General features: G+C 70.0%; 14 protein-coding genes. 12 read left to right on the top strand and 2 right to left on the bottom strand.

Features of this window, described 5'->3' with window-relative positions:
• The first annotated feature begins 97 nt into the window (after positions 1-97).
• The 4 genes from secD to U5640_RS37110 all read left to right on the top strand — a co-directional run bounded on the left by secD (position 98) and on the right by U5640_RS37110 (position 6,205).
• The gene (secD, locus tag U5640_RS37095; protein WP_340382970.1) at positions 98-1,888 is read left to right on the top strand and encodes a protein translocase subunit SecD; all 1,791 of its coding nucleotides are present in this window, start codon (positions 98-100) and stop codon (positions 1,886-1,888) included.
• 3 nt (positions 1,889-1,891) lie between these two features.
• Positions 1,892-2,995 (top strand): protein translocase subunit SecF, encoded by a 1,104-nt coding sequence (gene secF / locus U5640_RS37100; RefSeq protein WP_340382972.1) that lies wholly within the window; start codon positions 1,892-1,894, stop codon positions 2,993-2,995.
• Positions 2,992-3,540: an adenine phosphoribosyltransferase gene (locus tag U5640_RS37105; protein WP_340382974.1), complete on the top strand. Its 549-nt coding sequence runs from the start codon at positions 2,992-2,994 to the stop codon at positions 3,538-3,540. The genes secF and U5640_RS37105 overlap by 4 nt, the downstream gene beginning before the upstream one ends.
• A gap of 169 nt (positions 3,541-3,709) precedes the next feature.
• Complete coding sequence (locus U5640_RS37110; protein ID WP_340382976.1) at positions 3,710-6,205, top strand: bifunctional (p)ppGpp synthetase/guanosine-3',5'-bis(diphosphate) 3'-pyrophosphohydrolase; 2,496 nt, start codon at positions 3,710-3,712, stop codon at positions 6,203-6,205.
• Positions 6,206-6,285: 80 nt separating this feature from the next.
• On the opposite strand, the gene U5640_RS37115 is transcribed toward U5640_RS37110, so the two are convergent.
• Positions 6,286-7,515: a DUF349 domain-containing protein gene (locus U5640_RS37115; RefSeq protein WP_340382978.1), complete on the bottom strand. Its 1,230-nt coding sequence runs from the start codon at positions 7,513-7,515 to the stop codon at positions 6,286-6,288.
• 142 nt (positions 7,516-7,657) lie between these two features.
• On the bottom strand, positions 7,658-8,479 hold the full coding sequence (locus U5640_RS37120; protein ID WP_340382980.1) for a peptidylprolyl isomerase: 822 nt from the start codon (positions 8,477-8,479) through the stop codon (positions 7,658-7,660).
• Between the two features lie 153 nt (positions 8,480-8,632).
• Between U5640_RS37120 and U5640_RS37125 the strand changes: the two genes are divergently transcribed.
• The 8 genes from U5640_RS37125 to alaS all read left to right on the top strand — a co-directional run bounded on the left by U5640_RS37125 (position 8,633) and on the right by alaS (position 17,550).
• Positions 8,633-9,343: an MBL fold metallo-hydrolase gene (locus U5640_RS37125; protein ID WP_340382982.1), complete on the top strand. Its 711-nt coding sequence runs from the start codon at positions 8,633-8,635 to the stop codon at positions 9,341-9,343.
• Positions 9,344-9,355: 12 nt separating this feature from the next.
• Positions 9,356-10,618: a histidine--tRNA ligase gene (gene hisS / locus U5640_RS37130; protein ID WP_340382984.1), complete on the top strand. Its 1,263-nt coding sequence runs from the start codon at positions 9,356-9,358 to the stop codon at positions 10,616-10,618.
• A gap of 283 nt (positions 10,619-10,901) precedes the next feature.
• Entirely contained in the window at positions 10,902-11,567 is a 666-nt protein-coding gene (locus U5640_RS37135; protein WP_340382986.1) for a vitamin K epoxide reductase family protein, read from the top strand.
• Positions 11,568-11,658: 91 nt separating this feature from the next.
• Positions 11,659-13,014, top strand: coding sequence for a replication-associated recombination protein A (locus tag U5640_RS37140; RefSeq protein WP_340382988.1), 1,356 nt, complete (start codon positions 11,659-11,661; stop codon positions 13,012-13,014).
• Between the two features lie 298 nt (positions 13,015-13,312).
• Positions 13,313-13,927, top strand: coding sequence for a 30S ribosomal protein S4 (gene rpsD / locus U5640_RS37145; protein WP_055633391.1), 615 nt, complete (start codon positions 13,313-13,315; stop codon positions 13,925-13,927).
• Between the two features lie 156 nt (positions 13,928-14,083).
• A complete protein-coding gene (locus U5640_RS37150) occupies positions 14,084-14,524 on the top strand; it encodes a DUF948 domain-containing protein (protein WP_067250056.1) in 441 nt (146 codons plus the stop codon).
• A 9-nt stretch (positions 14,525-14,533) separates the two neighbouring features.
• The gene (locus U5640_RS37155; protein ID WP_340382993.1) at positions 14,534-14,878 is read left to right on the top strand and encodes a hypothetical protein; all 345 of its coding nucleotides are present in this window, start codon (positions 14,534-14,536) and stop codon (positions 14,876-14,878) included.
• The gene (gene alaS / locus U5640_RS37160) at positions 14,878-17,550 is read left to right on the top strand and encodes an alanine--tRNA ligase (protein ID WP_340382995.1); all 2,673 of its coding nucleotides are present in this window, start codon (positions 14,878-14,880) and stop codon (positions 17,548-17,550) included. The genes U5640_RS37155 and alaS overlap by 1 nt, the downstream gene beginning before the upstream one ends.
• The last annotated feature ends 1 nt before the right edge of the window (position 17,551 follow it).

Genomic DNA, 17,551 nt, shown 5'->3' on the forward strand with positions numbered 1-17,551 from the left:
CGCCCCGGGGCGTGCGCATCTCGCACGGGATCCCGACTACATGTCATGGCCGCCGTCCTGACCAGGCACGAGGCGGCCCGAGAGGGAGTACAAGAAGGTGGCAGCACCTAAGAAGGGCCGGAGCGCGAGCGCCCAGAGCAAGCCAGGGCGCTCGCTGGCCCTGATCCTGATCGCCATCGTGGGGCTCACCGGGGGCATGTTCGCCACCGGGCAGACGACCCCGCGACTCGGCATCGACCTTGCCGGCGGCACCAGCATCACGCTGGAGGCGAAGGCCGACCAGGGGTCCGCGATCAACAAGGCCAACATGGACACCGCGGTGGAGATCATGAACCGCCGTGTCAACGGGCTGGGCGTCTCAGAGGCGGAGGTGCAGACCCAGGGCGACCGCAACATCATCGTGAACATCCCCAAGGGCACCAACTCCAAGGAAGCCCGCGCGCAGGTCGGCACCACCGCCAAGCTGTACTTCCGTCCCGTCCTGGCCCAGGAGGCCACGGGCACCGCAGCGGGCACCGCCTCGCCGAGCGCGTCCGCCACGGGCTCCTCCAGCGCCTCGCCGAGTTCGACCGCGAGCCCGTCCGCGGGCGCCTCCGGCTCCGGCGAGAAGGCGAGCTCCTCGTCCTCCCCGTCGGCGAGCGCCACCTCGCAGGGCCGCGCCGTCACCGACGCGCTCAAGGCCGACGGCACTCCGTCGGCGTCCGCGAGCGCCAGGACGAAGGCGTCCCCCAGCCCGTCGGCCTCGGCCGGCGGCACCGCCTCCGCGGGCGACGCCGCACTCCAGGCCAAGTACGCGGCTCTCGACTGCACCAAGGAAGAAGCCCGCATCCAGGCGACGGAGGGCGTCAAGCCCGGCGATGCGACCGTGGCCTGCGGTCAGATCGACAAGGTCTGGTACAAGTACCTGCTCGGCCCGGCCGCTGTCGACGGCACCGACGTCAAGAAGGCCTCGGCCGTCTTCGACACCCAGGGCGCGGCCGGCTGGCAGGTCAACATGACCTTCACCGGCAAGGGCACCAAGAAGTTCGCCGACATCACCGGCCAGCTCGCGCAGAACCAGCAGCCGCAGAACGAGTTCGCCATCGTGCTGGACGGCGACGTCGTCTCCAGTCCGTTCGTGCAGAACGCCATCACCGGCGGACAGGCCCAGATCTCCGGCAGCTTCAAGCAGGAGGAGGCCCAGAGCCTCGCCAACATGCTGTCCTACGGCGCGCTCCCGCTCACCTTCGACGAGCAGAGCACGACCACCGTGACGGCGGCCCTCGGCGGCGACCAGCTGCACGCCGGTCTGCTCGCGGGCGCCATCGGCCTCGCCCTGGTCGTCCTCTACCTGGTGGCCTACTACCGCGGCCTCGCGCTCATCGCGCTGGCCTCGCTGCTGGTCTCGGCGGCCCTGACCTACGTGCTCATGGCGCTGCTCGGCCCGGCCATCGGCTTCGCGCTCAACCTGCCGGCGGTCTGCGGCGCCATCGTCGCCATCGGTATCACGGCGGACTCGTTCATCGTGTACTTCGAACGAGTCCGGGACGAGATCCGCGAGGGGCGCACCCTGCGCCCCGCCGTCGAGCGGGCCTGGCCGCGCGCCCGGCGCACCATCCTGGTCTCCGACTTCGTGTCGTTCCTCGCCGCCGCGGTGCTCTTCATCGTCACGGTCGGCAAGGTCCAGGGCTTCGCGTTCACGCTGGGCCTGACCACCGTCCTCGACGTGGTCGTGGTCTTCTTCTTCACCAAGCCGCTGATGACGCTCATCGCTCGGCGGAAGTTCTTCGCGGACGGCCACAAGTGGTCCGGCCTCGACCCGAAGAGCCTGGGTGCCCAGCCGCCGCTGCGCCGCACCCGCCGTCCCGGCGGCCCTGTCGCCGGCCCCGTCGAGACGAAGGAGGCGTGAGCGATGTCCAAACTCGGTAACCTCGGCGCGCGGCTGCACCGTGGCGAGATCAGCTACGACTTCATCGGGCACCGCAAGCTCTGGTACGGGATCTCGATCCTGATCACCATCACGGCCGTCCTCGGCCTGGCGGTGCGCGGCCTGAACATGGGCATCGACTTCCAGGGCGGCGCCGTCTTCACCACGGCGAAGAAGAGCGGCATCTCCGTCTCGCAGGCCGAGGAGGCGGCCAAGGCGGCCTCGGGTCACGAGGCGGTCGTGCAGAAGCTCGGCGACGGCTCGGTGCGCATCCAGATCGCCGGCATGGACATCAAGCAGTCCGACGAGATCAAGAACGACCTCGCCAAGGACTTCAAGGTTGACGCGGAGACCATCAACGCCGACCTCGTCGGTCCCAGCTGGGGTGACCAGATCGCCAACAAGGCCTGGCAGGGCCTGGCGATCTTCATGGTCCTCGTCGTGATCTACCTGGCGATCGCCTTCGAATGGCGCATGGCCATCGCGGCGCTCGTGGCCCTGATCCACGACATCACCATCACCGTCGGCATCTACGCCCTCGTCGGTTTCGAGGTCACGCCCGGTACGGTGATCGGTCTGCTCACGATCCTCGGTTACTCGCTGTACGACACGGTCGTCGTCTTCGACTCCCTCAAGGAGCAGACGAAGGACCTCACCAAGCAGACCCGCTTCACCTACAGCGAGGTCGCCAACCGCTCGATCAACGGCACCCTGGTCCGTTCCATCAACACCACGGTGGTCGCGCTGCTGCCGGTGGCGGGCCTGCTGTTCATCGGCGGCGGTTTCCTCGGCGCGGGCACGCTCAACGACATCTCGCTGTCGCTGTTCGTCGGTCTCGCGGCCGGTGCCTACTCCTCGATCTTCATCGCCACCCCGCTCGTCGCCGACCTCAAGGAGCGCGAGCCGCAGATGAAGGCCCTCAGGAAGCGCGTCCTCGCCAAGCGGGCCCAGGCCGCCGCCGACGAGGAACTGGCCGACGTCCGCGGTGACCTCGGGGGCGACCCCGAGGACGCCACCCCGGCGGTCGTCGGACCGCGCGACCAGTCCGCGCCGCGCAGCCGGCGCAGGCCTTCGGGGAAGCGCCGATGACCGACGTCGTCGACACCACGGCGCTGCTGCTCAGCCGTATCCGCGATGTGGCCGACTACCCGGAGCAGGGGGTGATGTTCAAGGACATCACCCCGCTCCTGGCGGACCCGGTGGCGTTCACCGTGCTCACCGACGCCTTCGCGGCGATCGCCGAGCGCACCGGTGCCACCAAGATCGTCGGCCTGGAGGCCCGGGGCTTCATCCTGGGCGCCCCGGTCGCCGTCCGCGCCGGCCTCGGCTTCATCCCCGTACGCAAGGCGGGCAAGCTCCCCGGAGCCACCCTCAGCCAGGCCTACGACCTGGAGTACGGCTCGGCGGAGATCGAGGTGCACGCCGAGGACCTCACCGCCGACGACCGGATCCTGATCGTCGACGACGTGCTCGCCACCGGCGGCACCGCCGAGGCCGCGATCCAGCTCATCCACCGCGCGGGCGCCGAGGTCGCGGGCGTCGCCGTCCTGATGGAACTGAGCTTCCTCGACGGCCGCCCCCGCCTGCGGGCCGCGCTGGGCGAGGCCCCGCTGGACGCCCTGCTGACCATCTGAACACCGCTGCGCCGCGAGGGGCGGGCCCGGAGGAATCCGGCGCCCGCCCCTCGCGTTGCACGGGTTGACGGTCCTCACATCGGCCTGAAGGCGATGCCGGAGCCCAGGATCGCTACGATGGGTCCTCCGGAGCCTGACCGGGGACCCGGATCGCGCACGAGGAGTCCTCTTGCCTGACGAGGCCCAGCACCTGACAGCCGCCAAGCCCGAGTCCGCCTCGGCACCCGCGGCCAAGCCGGCGCAAGCCGACGCCGGCGGCCCGGTCGAGCACGACCGTTCCGCGCCCGTCGACAGGCCGGCCGAGCAACCGCGCCCCAAGCCGGCCCCGCCCGAGCGCTCCGCGACCGCGCAGCCCCCCGCCCGCTCCGGCTCCTCCAACCGCGTCCGCGCCCGTCTCGCCCGCCTCGGCGTCCAGCGAGCCAACCCCTACAACCCGGTCCTGGAGCCGCTGCTGCGCATAGTGCGCAGCAACGACGCCAAGGTCGAGACCGCGACGCTGCGCCAGATCGAGAAGGCCTACCAGGTCGCCGAGCGCTGGCACCGGGGCCAGAAGCGCAAGAGCGGCGACCCGTACATCACCCACCCCCTCGCGGTGACCACGATCCTCGCCGAGCTCGGCATGGACCCGGCCACGCTGATGGCGGGCCTGCTGCACGACACCGTCGAGGACACCGAGTACGGCCTCGACGACCTGCGCCGCGACTTCGGCGACGTCGTCGCCCTGCTCGTCGACGGCGTCACCAAGCTGGACAAGGTCAAGTTCGGCGAGGCCGCGCAGGCCGAGACCGTGCGCAAGATGGTCGTCGCCATGGCCAAGGACCCACGCGTCCTGGTCATCAAGCTCGCCGACCGCCTGCACAACATGCGCACCATGCGCTACCTCAAGCGCGAGAAGCAGGAGAAGAAGGCGCGCGAGACCCTGGAGATCTACGCGCCCCTCGCCCACCGCCTCGGCATGAACACCATCAAGTGGGAACTGGAGGACCTCGCCTTCGCGATCCTCTACCCCAAGATGTACGACGAGATCGTCCGGCTGGTGGCCGAGCGGGCACCGAAGCGTGACGAGTATCTGGCCATAGTGACCGACGAGGTCCAGTCGGACCTGCGCGCCGCCCGCATCAAGGCGACCGTCACCGGCCGCCCCAAGCACTACTACAGCGTCTACCAGAAGATGATCGTCCGCGGCCGGGACTTCGCGGAGATCTACGACCTGGTCGGCATCCGCGTCCTGGTGGACACCGTCCGCGACTGCTACGCGGCGCTGGGCACCGTCCACGCCCGCTGGAACCCGGTTCCGGGGCGGTTCAAGGACTACATCGCGATGCCCAAGTTCAACATGTACCAGTCGCTGCACACGACGGTCATCGGGCCCAACGGCAAGCCCGTCGAACTCCAGATCCGTACGTTCGACATGCACCGCCGCGCCGAGTACGGCATCGCCGCGCACTGGAAGTACAAGCAGGAGGCCGTCGCCGGAGCCTCCAAGGTGCGCACCGACGTGCCGAAGGCCGGCAAGGGCAAGGACGACCACCTCAACGACATGGCGTGGCTGCGCCAGCTCCTCGACTGGCAGAAGGAGACCGAGGACCCGAGCGAGTTCCTGGAGTCCCTGCGCTTCGACCTGTCCCGCAACGAGGTCTTCGTCTTCACCCCGAAGGGTGACGTCATCGCGCTGCCCGCGGGTGCCACCCCGGTCGACTTCGCGTACGCGGTCCACACCGAGGTCGGCCACCGCACCATAGGAGCGCGGGTCAACGGCAGGCTCGTACCGCTCGAGTCGACGCTGGACAACGGCGACCTCGTCGAGGTCTTCACCTCCAAGGCCACCGGCGCGGGTCCCTCGCGCGACTGGCTGGGCTTCGTCAAGTCGCCCCGGGCCCGCAACAAGATCCGGGCCTGGTTCTCCAAGGAACGCCGCGACGAGGCGATCGAACACGGCAAGGACGCCATCGCGCGGGCCATGCGCAAGCAGAACCTGCCGATCCAGCGCATCCTGACCGGCGACTCCCTGGTCACCCTGGCGCACGAGATGCGCTACCCCGACATCTCCTCGCTGTACGCGGCGATCGGCGAGGGCCATGTGGCCGCGCAGAACGTCGTCCAGAAGCTGGTGCAGGCGCTCGGCGGCGAGGAGGCGGCCACCGAGGAGATGGACGAGGCGGTCCCGCCGTCGCGCACCCGCGGCCGCAAGCGGCGCAGCAACCAGGACCCCGGGGTCGTGGTCAAGGGCGTCGACGACGTCTGGGTCAAGCTGGCCCGCTGCTGTACGCCCGTCCCAGGCGACCCGATCATCGGGTTCGTCACCCGCGGTAGTGGTGTATCGGTTCACCGCAGCGACTGCGTCAACGTGGAGTCACTGTCCCGGGAGCCGGAGCGCATCCTGGACGTCGAGTGGGCGCCCACGCAGTCCTCGGTCTTCCTGGTCGCCATCCAGGTCGAGGCACTGGACCGCTCCCGGCTGCTGTCGGACGTCACCCGTGTACTGTCCGACCAGCACGTCAACATCCTCTCCGCGGCCGTCCAGACCTCCCGCGACCGGGTCGCGACCTCCCGCTTCACCTTCGAGATGGGCGACCCGAAGCACCTCGGTCACGTCCTGAAGGCCGTACGGGGCGTGGAGGGCGTGTACGACGTCTACCGGGTGACCTCGGCCCGTCGCCCGTAGCAGCGCATGAGGAAGGCCCCCGTACATCGTGTACGGGGGCCTTCCTCATGCCGTCGGCGGTAGCAGCCGCCGTATCCGGGTCAGCCGCCGAACTCCTGCAGACCCTTGAGCGCCTGGTCCAGCAGGGCCTGGCGGCCCTCCAGCTCGCGCTCCAGCTTGTCGGCGCGGGAGGCGTTGCCCTGGGCGCGGGCCTGGTCGATCTGCGCCCGCAGCTTGTCCACCGCGGCCTGGAGCTGGCCGGTCAGACCCTCGGCACGCGCGCGTGCCTCCGGGTTGGTGCGGCGCCACTCGGCCTCCTCGGCCTCCTGGATCGCCCGCTCCACGGCGTGCATCCGGCCCTCGACCTTCGGCCGGGCGTCCCGCGGCACATGGCCGATGGCCTCCCAGCGCTCGTTGACCGAGCGGAACGCGGCACGCGCCGCCTTCAGGTCCGTGACCGGGAGGATCTTCTCGGCCTCCTCGGCCAGCTCCTCCTTGAGCTTGAGGTTCTCCGTCTGCTCGGCGTCCCGCTCGGCGAAGACCGAACTGCGCGCCGCGAAGAACACGTCCTGGGCGCCGCGGAAGCGGTTCCACAGGTCGTCCTCGTGCTCGCGCTGGGCGCGGCCCGCGGCCTTCCAGTCGGCCATCAGCTCGCGGTAGCGGGCCGCCGTCGGACCCCAGTCCGTCGAACCCGACAGCGCCTCGGCCTCCGCGACCAGGCGCTCCTTGATCCGGCGGGCGTCCTCGCGCTGCGCGTCCAGCTGCGCGAAGTGGGCCTTGCGGCGCTTGGAGAACGCCGAGCGCGCGTGCGAGAACCGGTGCCACAGCTCGTCGTCGGACTTGCGGTCCAGGCGCGGCAGACCCTTCCAGGTGTCCACCAGGGCCCGCAGCCGCTCGCCGGCCGCCCGCCACTGGTCGGACTGCGCGAGCTGCTCCGCCTCGGCGACCAGCTCCTCCTTGGCGTGCCGGGCCTCGTCGGACTGCTTGGCCCGCTGCTGCTTGCGCTCCTCGCGGCGCGACTCGACCGCCCGCACCAGCTTGTCCAGCCGGGCCCGCAGCGCGTCCAGGTCACCCACCACGTGATGCGCGTCGACCTGCTCGCGGATGTGGTCGATGGCGACCTGGGCGTCCTTCGCCGACAGATCGGTCGTCTGCACTCGCTTCTCGAGGAGGCCGATCTCGACAACCAGGCCCTCGTACTTGCGCTCGAAGTAGGCCAAGGCCTCCTCGGGGGAGCCCGCCTGCCAGGAACCGACGACCTGCTCGCCGTCGGCCGTACGCACGTACACGGTCCCCGTCTCGTCGACGCGGCCCCACGGGTCGCTGCTCACAGCGCCTCCTCCACATGATGCCTCCGAGGGGCTACGGCGCCCCCGGGCATCGTCCACAGTTTCGTCACGGCCAACATAGGCGACCGGCGGGGCGCCTGTCCGCATCCAGCGCGACCGAATTCCGCAGTTGGCCGCCCTGGAGTCAGGACTTCGTGACCGTCGCCTTGTTGATCACCACGGTCGCGTTCGGGGCACCGTCACCGGCGCCGGTGTTCTCACCCGCGGCGGCGATCTTCTTCAGGACCTTCATGCCCTCGGCCGACACCGTACCGAACGGGGTGTAGCTCGGCGGGAGCGAACTGTCCTGGTAGACGAGGAAGAACTGGCTGCCGCCGGTGTGCGCCTGACCGGTGTTGGCCATGGCGACCGTGCCCGCCGGGTAGGTGTTGGCCTTGAGGCTCTTGTCCTTCAGGTTCTCGTCCGGGATGGTGTAGCCCGGTCCGCCGCTGCCACTGCCCGTGGGGTCGCCGCACTGCAGGACGTAGATCCCGTTGGTGGTCAGCCGGTGGCACTTCGTGTGGTCGAAGTAGCCCTTGCCGGCGAGGAAGTCGAAGGAGTTGACCGTGTGCGGGGCCGCGGACGCCTTCAGCGCTATGTCGATGTCACCGCAGGTCGTGGCCAGCTTCATCGTGTAGTCGGCCGACTTGTCGATGGTGACCGCCGGTTCCTTCTTCCACGACAGCTTCTTCACCGTGCCCGCGGCGGCCTTCTCGCACGGGTCCTTCGCCGCGCTCGGCGACGCGGCCGGGCTCGCCTCCGCGCTCGTGTTCGACTTGTCGTCCTTGTCGCCCTTGAGCACGCCCGTCGTGTACAGCGTGAGGCTGCCGATCACGATCACGCCGAGCACCGACGCGATCACCGAGTTGCGCACGCGCGCCTTGCGTCGCGCGGCCGTGCGGCGCTGCTGCTGCCGCAAGAACTTCTCCCGGGCGAGCTGACGCTTGCGCTGTTCCTGGGTGACCACCGGATTCTCTCCTCGTGCGTCTCGTGACATCGACCGCTTGCGTGTGCCCCGTACCGTATATGGGTTCGCTGAGGAAACGGCAGCGCCGGTACGCTCTGACAGCGGCTGTCGCCGCGCAGAAGCCTCCCGTAATCGACACAACCAAGGACGATCGTGCTCATTGCCGGGTTCCCCGCCGGGGCCTGGGGGACGAACTGTTATCTCGTCGCCCCCGCCGCCGGTGAGGAGTGCGTGATCATCGACCCGGGCCATCAGGCGGCCCCCGGAGTCGAGGAAGCGCTGAGGAAGCATCGGCTCAAGCCCGTCGCGGTCGTCCTCACACACGGCCACATCGACCATGTGGCCTCGGTCGTCCCGGTCTGCGGCGCGCACGACGTGCCGGCCTGGATCCACCCCGAGGACCGGTTCATGATGAGCGACCCCGAGAAGGCGCTCGGCCGGTCCATCGGGATGCCGCTGATGGGCGAACTGACCGTGGGGGAGCCGGACGACGTCCGCGAGCTGACCGACGGCGTCGAGCTGGACCTGGCGGGTCTGCGGTTCTCCGTCGCGCACGCGCCGGGCCATACCAAGGGGTCGGTGACCTTCCGGATGCCCGAGACGACCGAGATCCCCTCGGTCTTCTTCTCCGGGGATCTGCTGTTCGCCGGCTCCATCGGACGCACCGACCTGCCCGGCGGTGACATGGCCGAGATGCTCGACTCGCTGGCCCGCGTGTGCCTGCCGCTCGACGACTCGACCGTGGTCCTGTCCGGCCACGGCCCCCAGACGACCATCGGCCAGGAGCGCGCCACCAACCCGTATCTGCGGCAGGTGGCCGCCGGCGGCCAGGGAGCGTCCGACGCTCCCCGACGAGGAATGTGACGAGAGACTTCCGTGAGCACCTTTCAGGCCCCCAAGGGCACGTACGACCTGCTGCCGCCCGACTCCGCCCGCTACCTCGCGGTCCGCGAGGCGATCGCCGCACCGCTGCGCAACTCCGGCTACGGCTACATCGAGACGCCCGGCTTCGAGAGCGTGGAGCTCTTCGCTCGCGGTGTCGGTGAGTCCACCGACATCGTGACGAAGGAGATGTACGCCTTCGAGACCAAGGGCGGCGACAGGCTGGCCCTGCGCCCCGAGGGAACCGCCTCGGTCCTGCGCGCGGCGCTGGAGGCCAACCTGCACAAGGCGGGCAACCTTCCCGTCAAGCTCTGGTACTCCGGCTCGTACTACCGCTACGAGCGCCCCCAGAAGGGCCGCTACCGCCACTTCTCCCAGGTCGGCGCCGAGGCGATCGGCGCGGAGGACCCGGCCCTGGACGCCGAGCTGATCATCCTGGCCGACCAGGCGTACCGCTCGCTGGGCCTGAGGAACTTCCGCATCCTGCTCAACAGCCTCGGCGACAAGGAGTGCCGTCCGGTGTACCGGGCCGCGCTCCAGGACTTCCTGCGCGGCCTGGACCTCGACGAGGACACCCTGCGCCGCGCCGAGATCAACCCGCTGCGCGTCCTGGACGACAAGCGCGAGTCGGTCCAGAAGCAGCTCGGTGACGCCCCCCTCCTGCGGGACTACCTCTGCGACGCGTGCAAGGCGTACCACGAGGAGGTCCGTGAGCTGATCACAGCCGCCGGTGTCGCCTTCGAGGACGACCCGAGGCTGGTCCGCGGCCTGGACTACTACACCCGGACGACCTTCGAGTTCGTCCACGACGGTCTCGGCTCCCAGTCCGCGGTGGGCGGCGGCGGCCGCTACGACGGACTGTCGGAGATGATCGGCGGCCCGGCCCTGCCGTCCGTCGGCTGGGCCCTCGGCGTCAACCGCACGGTCCTGGCGCTGGAGGCCGAGGGCGTCGGACTCGACCTGCCGTCCCCCACCGCCGTCTACGCCGTCCCGCTCGGCGAGGAGGCCCGCCGGGTGCTGTTCGCCAAGGTCACGGAGTTGCGCAAGCTCGGTGTCGCGGCCGACTTCTCCTACGGTGCCAAGGGCCTCAAGGGCGCCATGAAGAACGCCAACCGCAGCGGTGCCCGCTACACGATCGTGGCCGGCGAGCGCGACCTCGCCGAGGGCGTCGTCCAGCTGAAGGACATGGAGTCCGGCGAGCAGACGGCGATCGGCGTGAACGAGATCGTGGCGGAGCTGGAGTCCAGGCTCGGCTGAGGCCCGCGGAGCGAGGGGTGTGCGGGGCCGCGCGGCCCCGCACACCCCTCGCTCGGTCCAGCGGCCCGCACCGCGTCGCTGACGGTCGCGCGGACGTCAACGCGGCGGGCGTCCACCGCGCGTTCGTTCGCCAGTGCAGTCATGCCGTCGGACGCGGCCGGAACAGCGCGGTCCGGGACCGCCCCGGGCTTCCTTATGTCCATCGAACGGTGGATACCCGGCCGGGTGCGGCACAATGGCCCCTGCCCGAAGATGGTCCAACTCTCAAACACGGATCGGCGTGATGAGCAAGACGACAGTCAAAGACGTCACCACGGAGTCCGAGCCCGAGCCCGCCCGGGACGCCGCGGCCGCGCCCCGGACGGCGGGCGGCAGCCGTGCGTTCGCGATCCTGCTGCTGATCACCGGCGCGGCCGGTCTGCTCGCCGCGTGGGTCATCACGGTCGACAAGTTCAAACTGCTCGAGGCCAAGGTCGCGGGCACGACCTTCACCCCCGGCTGCAGCCTGAACCCGGTGGTCTCCTGCGGCAGCGTGATGGAGTCCAAGCAGGCCGCCGCGTTCGGCTTCCCCAACCCGATGCTCGGCCTGGTCTGCTACGGCATCGTCATCTGCGTCGGCATGAGCCTGCTGACCGGGGCCCGCTTCCCGCGCTGGTACTGGCTCACCTTCAACTTCGGCACGCTGTTCGGCGTCGCCTTCTGCACCTGGCTGCAGTTCCAGTCCCTGTACCGGATCAACGCCCTGTGCCTGTGGTGCTCGCTGGCCTGGGTCGCCACGATCACCATGTTCTGGTACGTGACCTCGTTCAACATCCGCAACGCCTTCCTGCCCGCGCCACGCTGGCTGAAGAGCTTCTTCGGCGAGTTCACCTGGGTCGTGCCCGTGCTGCACATCGGCATCATCGGCATGCTGATCCTGACCCGCTGGTGGGAGTTCTGGACCAGCTGACGGTCCGGCCGACCGTCCTGCAGGTGGTCCTGCCGATGGTCCGGCCGACAGCCCTGGCCGCGTTGTCGGTGCGGTGATTTAGGGTTTCAGCGTGGAGCCCGACCTGTTCACCGCCGCAGCAGAAGAACGCCAGGAGAAGGACCCCGCCGGGAGCCCCCTGGCGGTCCGGATGCGCCCGCGCACCCTGGACGAGGTCGTGGGCCAGCAGCACCTGCTGAAGCCGGGCTCACCGCTGCGCCGCCTGGTCGGCGAGGGCGCCAAGGGCCCGGCCGGGCCCTCCTCGGTGATCCTCTGGGGCCCGCCCGGCACCGGCAAGACCACCCTGGCGTACGTCGTGTCCAAGGCGACGAACAAGCGGTTCGTGGAGCTCTCCGCGATCACCGCCGGCGTCAAGGAGGTCCGCGCGGTCATCGACGGTGCCCGCCGCGCCACCGGGGGGTACGGCAAGGAGACCGTCCTCTTCCTCGACGAGATCCACCGCTTCAGCAAGGCCCAGCAGGACTCCCTCCTCCCGGCCGTCGAGAACCGCTGGGTCACCCTGATCGCGGCGACCACGGAGAACCCGTACTTCTCGGTGATCTCCCCGCTGCTCTCCCGCTCGCTGCTGCTCACCCTCGAACCCCTCACGGACGACGATCTGCGGGGGCTGCTGCGCAGGGCCCTGACCGACGAGCGCGGCCTCAAGGGCGCCGTCACCCTCCCCGAGGACACCGAGGCGCACCTCCTGCGCATCGCCGGCGGCGACGCCCGCCGCGCGCTGACCGCCCTGGAGGCCGCCGCCGGGGCCGCCCTCGACCAGGACGAGAGCGCGATCAGCCTGACCACCCTGGAGCAGACGGTCGACCGGGCCGCGGTGAAGTACGACCGCGACGGCGACCAGCACTACGACGTCGCCAGCGCGCTGATCAAGTCCATCAGGGGTTCCGACGTGGACGCCGCCCTGCACTACCTGGCCCGCATGATCGAGGCGGGGGAGGACCCCCGGTTCATCGCCCGCCGGCTGATGATCTCCGCCAGCGAGGACATCGGCCTCGCCGACCCGAACGCGCTCCCCACGGCCGTCGCCGCCGCCCAGGCCGTCGCCCTGATCGGCTTCCCCGAGGCCGCGCTCATCCTCAGCCACGCCACCATCGCCCTCGCCCTCGCTCCCAAGTCCAACTCCGCGACCACCGCGATCGGCGCCGCCCTGGACGACGTACGCAAGGGACTGGCCGGATCCGTTCCGCCGCATCTGCGCGACGGGCACTACAAGGGCGCCGCCAAGCTCGGCCACGCCCAGGGGTACGTGTATCCGCACGACCTGGCGGAGGGCATCGCCGCCCAGCAGTACGCCCCGGACGCCATCAAGGACCGCGAGTACTACACCCCCACCCGGCACGGCGCGGAGGCCCGGTACGCCGACGCCGTGGAGTGGACCAGGAAGCACCTCGGTCGAAAGCGGTCCTGAGCACCCTGTAAACTCGGTCGGAGCGCTGCGTCCCGCGCTGTCAGAACGGGACAGTCAGCCGGAACCGGTCCCCGGACCGGTTCCAGGAGCGTCGCGCACCGTCGATCGGTGTCGCGGGCAGCCCACCACCACCCGCCGCACGGCGGGAGCGGTCGGTGGGCCACTCGCGTGCTGCACGTATGTGCCCAGACCAGGGGAGCGGCTGCCCGGCCGGTCCCTCGCGGACCTCATGGGTTTCCCCGGCTGCGGATGCGACCTCCCTTAACTCTGACAAGCCGAAACCAGAAATGAGAGACAAGTGGCGAACCAGTCCCGCCCCAAGGTCAAGAAGTCGCGTGCCCTCGGTATCGCGCTGACCCCGAAGGCCGTCAAGTACTTCGAGGCCCGCCCCTACCCGCCGGGTGAGCACGGCCGTGGCCGCAAGCAGAACTCGGACTACAAGGTCCGTCTGCTGGAGAAGCAGCGTCTGCGCGCACAGTACGACCTCTCCGAGCGCCAGCTGGTCCGCGCCTACGAGCGTGCCTCCAAGGTGCAGGGCAAGACCGGTGAGGCCCTGATCATCGAGCTCGAGCGCCGTCTCGACGCCCTGGTGCTGCGTTCGGGCATCGCCCGCACCATCTACCAGGCCCGTCAGATGGTCGTGCACGGCCACATCGAGGTCAACGGCCAGAAGACCGACAAGCCCTCGTTCCGCGTCCGTCCCGACGACGTCGTGATGGTCCGCGAGCGCAGCCGTGAGAAGACCCTCTTCTCCATCGCCCGCGAGGGCGGCTTCGCCCCCGACGGCGAGACCCCGCGCTACCTCCAGGTGAACCTCAAGGCCCTGGCGTTCCGCCTGGACCGCGAGCCGAACCGCAAGGAGATCCCGGTCATCTGCGACGAGCAGCTCGTCGTCGAGTACTACGCCCGTTGATCCTCCAGCGGTCGTAGGGACTCCAGCGCCCCGGCCCGCCGTCTCCCCGGAGGCGGCGGGCTTTCGCATGCCCCGGTAATGCGGTACGGAGCCCCGCCCCCGGCGCGATAGGCTCGGCCCCGGAGATAGATCCCAACGCTGCAAAAGAGGTGCCAGGTGTCCGGTGGAGAGGTGGCCGGAATCCTGGTGGCCGTCTTCTGGGCGATCCTGGTCTCCTTCCTCGCCGTCGCGCTGGCGAGGCTGGCCCAGACGCTCAGGGCGACCACCAAGCTGGTCGCGGACGTGACCGACCAGGCCGTCCCGCTGCTGGCCGACGCCTCCGCGGCGGTGCGCTCCGCGCAGACCCAGATCGACCGGGTCGACGCCATCGCCTCCGACGTCCAGGAAGTCACGTCGAACGCCTCCGCGCTCTCCACGACCGTCGCCTCCACCTTCGGCGGCCCCCTGGTCAAGGTCGCCGCGTTCGGCTACGGCGTGCGCCGGGCCCTCGGCGGCCGCCGGGAGGACGTGCCCGCCCGGGAACCCCGGCGTACCGTGATCGTGGGCCGCACCGTCTCCCGGCGGGAGAAGCGCGGCGCCCGTGGAAAGAGGGACTGAGAACCAGCCATGTTCCGCCGAACCTTCTGGTTCACCACCGGTGTCGCCGCCGGTGTCTGGGCCACCACCAAGGTCAACCGCAAGCTGAAGCAGCTCACCCCGGAGAGCCTCGCCGCGACCGCGGCCAACAAGGCCCTCGAGACGGGGGCGCGCCTGAAGGACCGTGCGGTGGGCTTCGCGCTCGACGTCCGCGACAACATGGCCCAGCGCGAGGCGGAACTCCAGGACGCCCTCGGTATCGACGAGGACCCCGCGCTCCCCGCGCCCCGGCGGTTCGCCGCCATCGAGAACAGCACCCACCCGAGGTACGTCCAGACCACGACGTACTCGTACGACCGGAATGAGGACCACTGATGGAGTCGGCCGAGATTCGCCGCCGCTGGCTGAGCTTCTTCGAGGAGCGCGGGCACACCGTCGTCCCTTCGGCGTCGCTCATCGCGGACGACCCGACTCTGCTCCTCGTCCCCGCCGGCATGGTGCCCTTCAAGCCCTACTTCCTCGGTGAGGTCAAGCCGCCCTTCGCCCGCGCCACCAGCGTGCAGAAGTGCGTGCGCACCCCCGACATCGAAGAGGTCGGCAAGACCACCCGCCACGGCACGTTCTTCCAGATGTGCGGCAACTTCTCCTTCGGCGACTACTTCAAGGAAGGCGCCATCAAGTACGCCTGGGAGCTGCTCACCGGCGACCAGGACAAGGGTGGTTACGGTCTGGAGCCGGAGAAGCTCTGGATCACCGTCTACCAGGACGACGACGAGGCCGAGCGCATCTGGCACGAGGTCGTCGGCGTGCCGAAGGAGCGCATCCAGCGTCTCGGCATGAAGGACAACTACTGGTCCATGGGCGTCCCCGGCCCCTGCGGCCCCTGCTCCGAGATCAACTACGACCGCGGCCCCGAGTTCGGCGTCGAGGGCGGCCCCGCCGTCAACGACGAGCGGTACGTGGAGATCTGGAACCTCGTCTTCATGCAGTACGAGCGCGGCGAGGGCATCGGCAAGGACAACTTCGAGATCCTCGGCGAGCTGCCGAGCAAGAACATCGACACGGGCCTGGGCCTGGAGCGTCTCGCCATGATTCTGCAGGGCGTGCAGAACATGTACGAGATCGACACCTCCATGGCCGTCATCAGGAAGGCCACCGAGCTGACCGGCGTGGCCTACGGCGACGCCCACGACTCGGACGTCTCCCTGCGCGTGGTCACCGACCACATGCGCACCTCGGTGATGCTCATCGGCGACGGCGTCACGCCCGGCAACGAGGGCCGCGGTTACGTGCTGCGCCGCATCATGCGCCGCGCCATCCGCAACATGCGCCTCCTCGGCGCCACCGGCCCGGTCGTCAAGGAACTCATCGACACCGTCATCGGCATGATGGGCCAGCAGTACCCCGAGCTGGTCACCGACCGCGAGCGCATCGAGAACGTCGCCCTCGCCGAGGAGGCCCGCTTCCTCAAGACCCTCAACGCCGGTACGAACGTCCTCGACGGTGCCGTCAGCGAGACCAAGGCCGCCGGCTCCACCGTCCTCGCCGGCGACAAGGCGTTCCTGCTCCACGACACCTGGGGCTTCCCGATCGACCTCACCCTGGAGATGGCCGCCGAGCAGGGGCTGTCGGTGGACGAGGACGGCTTCCGCCGCCTGATGAAGGAGCAGCGGGAGCGCGCCAAGGCCGACGCCCAGGCCAAGAAGACCGGCCACGCCGGGGCCGGCGCCTACCGGGAGATCGCCGACAGGGCCGGCGAGACCGACTTCATCGGTTACTCCGACACCGAGGGCGAGTCCACGGTCGTCGGCATCCTCGTCGACGGCGTCTCCTCCCCGGCCGCCTCCGAGGGCGACGAGGTCGAGATCGTCCTGGACCGCACCCCGTTCTACGCCGAGGGCGGCGGTCAGATCGGTGACACCGGCCGGTTCAAGGTGGCCTCCGGTGCCGTCGTCGAGATCCGCGACACCCAGAAGCCGGTGCCGGGCGTCTACGTCCACAAGGGCGTCGTCCAGGTCGGCGAGGTGGCCGTGGGCGACCTCGTCCACGCCACGATCGACTCGCGTCGGCGCACCGCCATCGCCCGCGCCCACTCGGCCACCCACCTCACCCACCAGGCCCTGCGCGACGCGCTCGGCCCGACGGCCGCCCAGGCCGGTTCCGAGAACCAGCCCGGCCGGTTCCGCTTCGACTTCGGCTCGCCGTCGGCCGTTCCCACGGCCGTGATGACCGACGTCGAGCAGAAGATCAACGAGGTTCTCGCCCGCGAACTCGACGTGCGCGCCGAGGTCATGGGCATCGACGAGGCCAAGAAGCAGGGCGCCATCGCCGAGTTCGGCGAGAAGTACGGCGAGCGGGTCCGCGTGGTGACCATCGGCGACTTCTCCAAGGAGCTGTGCGGCGGCACGCATGTCCACAACACCGCCCAGCTGGGTCTGGTGAAGCTGCTCGGCGAGTCGTCGATCGGCTCGGGTGTGCGCCGTATCGAGGCCCTCGTGGGCGTCGACGCCTACCACTTCCTCGCCCGTGAGCACACGGTCGTCGCCCAGCTCCAGGAGCTGATCAAGGGCCGTCCGGAGGAGCTCCCGGAGAAGGTCTCCGCCATGCTCGGCAAGCTGAAGGACGCCGAGAAGGAGATCGAGAAGTTCCGCGCGGAGAAGGTCCTCCAGGCCGCCGGCGGTCTCGCCGAGTCCGCCAAGGACGTGCACGGCGTCGCCCTGGTCACCGGGCAGGTGCCGGACGGCACGACCCCGGACGACCTGCGCCGGCTGGTCCTCGACGTGCGCGGCCGCATCCAGGGCGGACGGGCCGCCGTGGTCGCCCTGTTCACCGTGAACAACGGCAAGCCGCTCACGGTCATCGCCACCAATGAGGCCGCCCGCGAGCGCGGTCTGAAGGCCGGCGACCTGGTGCGTACGGCCGCCAAGACCCTCGGCGGCGGCGGTGGCGGCAAGCCGGACGTCGCCCAGGGCGGCGGCCAGAACCCGGGCGCGGTCGGCGAGGCCGTCGACGCGGTCGAGCGCCTCGTGGCCGACACGGCCAAGTGAG

The sequence above is a fragment of the Streptomyces sp. SS7 genome (genome assembly GCF_037993025.1).
In the GTDB taxonomy this organism is placed as follows: domain Bacteria; phylum Actinomycetota; class Actinomycetes; order Streptomycetales; family Streptomycetaceae; genus Streptomyces.